General features: G+C 58.1%; 2 protein-coding genes, 2 pseudogenes and 1 other annotated feature. Of the genes and pseudogenes, 2 read left to right on the top strand and 2 right to left on the bottom strand.

All coding sequences use genetic code 11. The features are described 5' to 3' along the window. Both AruPA_RS21160 and AruPA_RS21165 read right to left on the bottom strand, forming a co-directional pair. Positions 1 to 1,856 (bottom strand): annotated as a pseudogene (locus tag AruPA_RS21160) (hypothetical protein); the annotation flags it as partial. 733 nt (positions 1,857 to 2,589) lie between these two features. Then, positions 2,590 to 3,281: pseudogene (locus AruPA_RS21165) on the bottom strand (IS3 family transposase); the annotation flags it as partial. Beyond that, positions 2,878 to 2,994, bottom strand: a sequence feature (AL1L pseudoknot). It overlaps the preceding pseudogene by 117 nt. Positions 3,282 to 3,836: 555 nt before the next feature. Between AruPA_RS21165 and AruPA_RS21170 the strand changes: the two are divergent. Together AruPA_RS21170 and AruPA_RS21175 are read left to right on the top strand one after the other, a co-directional pair. Continuing rightward, positions 3,837 to 4,784, top strand: a complete 948-nt coding sequence (locus tag AruPA_RS21170) for an EAL domain-containing protein (RefSeq protein ID WP_265638716.1) — start codon at positions 3,837 to 3,839, stop codon at positions 4,782 to 4,784. A 471-nt stretch (positions 4,785 to 5,255) separates the two neighbouring features. Further along, on the top strand, positions 5,256 to 5,786 hold the full coding sequence (locus AruPA_RS21175) for a reverse transcriptase domain-containing protein (RefSeq protein ID WP_265638717.1): 531 nt from the start codon (positions 5,256 to 5,258) through the stop codon (positions 5,784 to 5,786). The last annotated feature ends 116 nt before the right edge of the window (positions 5,787 to 5,902 follow it).

Genomic DNA, 5,902 nt, shown 5'->3' on the forward strand with positions numbered 1-5,902 from the left:
GTCGCCTGTTCGATTCCCGCCCACGTCTTGATGAAGGCAGCGGAATTTGCAGGTCCCTGACCGGAAGCATCGTTAGGATTGAAGTAGTTCAAATTGTAGGTGATACCGTCGACTGGACTGAAGCCTTGAGTATCCGCAAAGAACCTTCCGACTAAAAAATTTGACTCCCATTTCAAGAATGTGACGGCGTTTTGATTGCCAAGTTCGGCTCCTTGAACAATTGTGCTCGCCAAATAATCTTGTTGCCATGGGGCCATTTGCCCAATATTGCCATATGATCCAATAAGGTAGCCATATGCCTGTCCCTCGTCCTGAGTCCAAGTCGGAATCATGGAAACGAGGTAGGCATAGTTATCGTTCACAACTTGAGTAAAATATGTTTTTGCCTGCGAACCGGCTGGGTTTGCTGCCGCAGCCTCCTGTATTGAGCGTAAACTCCACGCCGAACCGCGGACCTGTTCGCCGCCATTCACGATAATATCGGTATAGGAAATCCCGTTTGCGCCGGTGACTTGGCGTGTGGGATTCCATTGGTTATCGAGCGAAAACGCGGCTTGTGCGTTCAATTGCTCAAGATATTGGACGTTACCGGTTTGGAGATAAGCGACATAAGATAAATCTGGCTGATGCGCCTGATCGGTCGCCCAGCCGGTTGCATTGCTGACTGCCTGCGTTAGACCGGGATTGCCGCGCGGATCAGTCCAGATATTCACTTCGCCTGGGGTGCCGGGTGTCAAGAACTGTCCCGTGCTGTTCGGATCGAAAAAGTGCCATGGGATGGAGCCGGCTTCCTTTGCCTGACCGAGCGCGTATGTCGCCGCAGTGGCATTCTGGCTAATCAACCAGGTTGCGTTGTAGGATGTCGTCGGTCCGATATCACCACGCCCGCCGACGCCTGGCATATATTGCGTAATTCCATCGACGCCGAGTGGCGCGTTCCACCCTGGTGCCGAGATCTGGGAAGCCTCGTTGTTGTTGCCGCCGGCGATGAGGCTACTGGAAACGCCATATTGCGTATCATAATTCTGAACCGCGCCGGTCGCCTCGAGATACCCGACATCGTGTTGAATATTCAGCGCACCCGCCGCCGGCGCGGTGCCGACCGTGGTGCTCCAATCCTGATATTGGTATTGCGTCAGGCTGGGTTGGGTGGCGATCGTCGCACCGTTCTGCACGATGCTGGTGGAATAGGTAATGGTGCCGCCCGCGGCTTGCATCGCGGCGTCGTTGTTGAACTGGAGGTTGGCCGCGATCGTGCCGTTGGCATAGGCGGTGACATCCGCCTCGATCCGCAGCGAGCCTGAGACCGGAATGCTGACGATGGCTTCCTGCGCGAGGGGGCCGTTGAGCCACATTGTCGCGGACCCGGCTTTCAGCGCCGCTGCGACGTCCTGCGCCACGTTGATCGTCTGCGTGCCGGTGGCACCGCCATCATTGGCGGTGATGTCGAGCGTCGCCGTGAGGGAATAGTGCTGCAACGCGCTCACCAGATTCGCGGCGAGGGCAGACAGGCCCGCATTCGGCGTGCCGCCGACCGAGAGCATGACGCCGGTGGTGGAGTTGGCGGGCAATTCCGGAGCATCGACCGTCAGCACCGCCATGGCGACCGAGCCGTCGGGGTTGAAGGTTTTGGCGTCCATCTGCACGGCATACACCTGGCCGTTGATGGTGGCCGTGAGGTGATCGGTGCTTTTGACGGCGCCGGCTTTGAAGGTCTCGCCGAACGTGGTCGGTTGGGCAGCCAGTGCCGTGTTCGAGGTGTTCTGCAGGTTGAGCCCGACGATCTGATCCGCGCTGTCCGCCTGGGGCACAACGGGGGCGGCCGTGAAACCGGTTGGTGTAAGCGTTGTTGACATGAAGGCTCCCAAAACTGAAAGACACAAAAATCAGGTCGACAGGAGAAGCACAGCTCCTGGCTTTAAATCGTCGCCTAACGTTGTGACGAAAGCCACCTTACAGACCATTGCCCATAGATTGCCGAGGCATTCGCTTGTCATTGGACAATGGAAAGAAAGGCACAAAGACCGTTAGAACAAATAGACATTTTTGTCTTGTTAAGATCATAGCGGTAGATTATTAAAAAATAGTTTCCAGATTCACGATTATTTTCATTGAACCTACGGGGCCGGAACTTGGTTCACTGTTGGAGGTGTGCTCCGTAAACTCGACAGGTCGTTAAGTGCATGGTTTGAACCTGAACGAACTATTCTACGTAAAAGAACCAAAATGATTGTAACAATGGATTTGGGCTCGACTATTCTGACGAATTTTGACTCTGCGTGGGATTGCAGAACTCTGTGGTAAACTGCCATTGTGAACGGAACGCCACGAAGCGCATCGTCTCCTCGCGCTAATGACCGCGACAGATCCCCGGGATCGTCGATATGTGGGGCGACATATAACGACCGGCGAAAAAGTCGGCAGAGTTCTGAGGCCGTTCCTTGGTGGATTTGCGTGCTATCCCGAGTGATGCGAGTCGCGAGCAACTGAACCGCACCGGGAATCCCGGGGGCAATTTGGCTTGAGTCAGGCCACCATAGCCAGCTCGTTCAGTTGTTCATAGTAGCGCGCTTCGGCTTCGGCGGGCGGGATATTTCCGATCGGCTCGAGGAGGCGTCGGTTGCTGACCGTCGTCTTCACCGGCTTGCCGCGGATCACGCCCGCGAGCGCCATCTCCGACATCAGCCGCGCCGTCGTACAGCGCGCGATCTCGATTCCCTCGCGCCGCAACTGCCGCCAGACCTTGCGCACGCCATAGACCCGGAAATTCTCATCCCATACCCGGCGGATCTCCGTTCGCAGTCGGATGTCCCGCCTGGCGCGCGGCGGCAGGTGCTCCGGATCGGAACGGCGGCCGGCATGCTGATGGTAGGTTGACGGCGCGATCGGCAGGACCTTGCAGATCGGCTCGACGCCGCGAACCTCGCGATGCGCGTCGATGAACGCGATCATGGCCTGTACCGGCCGCCCTGCTCCGCCTGTGCAAAATATGCCGATGCCTTGCGCAGAATCTCGTTCGCCTGGTGCAGTTCGCGGTTCTCCCGCTCCAGAGCCTTCATCCGATCGCGCTCATCGCTGGTCAGACCAGGCCGTTCACCACGGTCCCGCTCCGCCTGGCGGACCCAACCCCGAAGGGTCTCACCCGTGCAACCAATCTTCGCCGCGATCGAACCAATCGCCTCCCATTCGGAGGCGTAATCTTTCGCGTGCTCCAACACCATCCGGACCGCACGCTCGCGGACCTCAGGCGAATATTTCTTCGATGTCTTTCGCTTCCCCATAGCCCCATCCTCTCAAGAGTTGGAGCCTCCGGCAAACCCGGCGCAGTTCATGGCGCGGCGAAAATCGGGCTTGTGAGTGCGGTTCAATCCCCGGCCCCCTCTCTGAAGTCACCGAAAGCATCGATCGCGTTCAAGACTCCGCGCAACGCTACCGGCAGGCCGCGGCCGTCTCGGGGCGTCAGCATCGCCGTCAGAGATCGGGCCACCCAGCAAGAGACTGGACGTCCCGCGGGCAAGCTGGCGGGCAGGAAGCTCAAACCGCCATCGCGCGTCAAGTTTGATTTAGGAAAACAGGCGCGCATGAAACTTCCACTCAAACCAAGCCGGGAATCTCTGGATACGATGAACCTTTTGCTGGGCGGTTCACGTATCGGCGCCTATCGATAAAAAATTGTCTTTATTCCAGAACAAGGGAGTTCGTTTAACTTTTGCGCCGACACTAACGGAGCCTTTACTTTCTGCCGCTACGATCACGCAGACGATCAAGCAATTTTGGCCAGAGAGGTGGGTGTGAGTAAGGTGGCATTATCCGATTATCGAGGGTCAAATCTGGGCATGCCGGATCGGCACGCCGGGGCCATCGATCAGCGGACCCGGGCGTCATTACGACGACAGGCGGCACTCGAACAAAAGCATCTAGCGGTTTGCCTGACCAAAGCGTTACGGGAGAACCTGTTTTGTGTGCGTTATCTACCGCGGATGCGGCTGGATCGTTCGGGCGCCGAGGAATTTGACCGGATCGAGGGAGCCGAGTTATGGCTGGGGTTGCCAAACAAGCGACAGAGAATGATCTCGGTGGGACCGCTGCTACGGATCCTCGAAAGGTCCACATTGTCGGCAGAGGTGTTACGCTACGCGCTGGATGCGGCAGCGGCGGACGTCAGATTGTGGCCGGCGGATTGGAGGGTTGCGGTGCCGTTGCCAAGCCGGACATTAGCGGACGCTGCGACGTTGGATTGGCTTCTGAAGGCGTTCGGTCGCGAGGGGTTGGGTGATGGACGACTCGATCTACAAATCGACGAAGCCGAGCTGGTTGAGGGTGGAATGACACGTCACCACGCGGTTGCCTCATTGCGCGAGTGCGGAGTTGGGGTGACCCTCGATCGATTTGGCGCCAAATTTGGCGCCTTGGCTTTGCTGTCGCGACTGCCGTTCGCGGGGTTAAAGCTCGACCGGCGACTAGCTCGCCCGATGAGGCCGGATGGTGATCCGGATGATACGGCTCTGATTAGCGCTTCTATGGACATTGGCCGTCACCTCGGAATTTCCGTCACGATCGACGGAGCCGAGAGCGATGCGGAGGTGCGCCAGATACGAGCTCTGGGGTGCGATCTGGTGCAGGGGCCGTGGGTAGGACGCGCGATGCCAGCCGCTGCGATCAGGGTTCGTGCAGGAAACTCAACAACCCCACAGTTCCACGAACGAACTTCGAAGATGCAATTTCGGCAGAAGGGTCATATTCCGGCTAACCGGGATAATTCAGTGCGCCCCGACGGCGCGTAACACCAGTGGAGGAAGGTTCCACCCAGATAGTTGTCGATAGGTCTGGTAGCTGACGAGCGGCTTTGCCGGGTAACCGGTCGGGCCGAAGCCTCGTGACAAAGGCCGCCTTGGGCGGTTGAGCGATCCAGCGGGCCGTAACGAGTGTGAAGCCTGAGCAGGCCTCGAAAGTGAAGGAGCGGATGCCGACCCGCCTGAATTACGGGGAAGGCAGCACGGGCGGGGAAGCAATCGACACGCGCACCTGCTCGATCCGCCGGGGTAGTGGGCACGGCACGTTGGGAGGGTGATGCGGGTAATCGGGGGAGATTCGTTCCGGGTGAGGGTAGCGGCCTCAACGCCGTACTTGGTGCGGCGGTTCGGAGCGGGAGTCGGACAGGGTCATAGTACTGCTGAGGCCGGGTAATGCCGGTGGAGGGAAGGACCCTGACTTCTGGTGTGTTTTTGACGATGACGAGGTGGAGGTGATTGGCGATGAGCCTGCAAACGCCTGATAAGATCGGGACTCTTCAGAGGAAACTGTATCGTAAAGCGAGGGAGGAACCTGCCTTCCGCTTCTACGTGCTCTACGACAAGATCTGCCGCGACGACATTCTGCACCATGCCTATCGGCTAGCCCGCACCAATGCGGGTTCACCGGGCGTGGACGGCGTTACGTTCGCAATGATTGAGGCGGCGGGCGCGCAGGAATGGCTGGCAGAACTGCGTGAGGAACTTGTCTCGAAAGCATATCGACCTCAGCCCGTGCGACGGGTCATGATCCCGAAGCCTGGGGGCGGCGAACGACCGCTAGGTATCGCGACTATTCGGGACCGGGTGGTGCAGACCGCTGCCAAGCTCGTACTGGAGCCGATTTTTGAGGCGGAGTTCGAGGACAGCGCCTATGGATACCGACCTAATAGGGGCGGGGGTCAGGCGGTCAAGGAAGTGCACCGTCAGATATGTCGGGGCTACACCGATGTGGTCGATGCCGATCTGTCAGGCTATTTGGATGCTGTTTCATAATGCCCTCAGGGTTTTTAAATAGCTCGGCACGGGTTGAGTAAGCTATTTATCTCATTGTTTATTATGGTGAATATGAGGTGGCGGATGTTAAATCCGTCGAGGCTCGTATTTCGCGT

It is taken from the genome of Acidiphilium sp. PA, from assembly GCF_026191915.1.
GTDB lineage: Bacteria > Pseudomonadota > Alphaproteobacteria > Acetobacterales > Acetobacteraceae > Acidiphilium.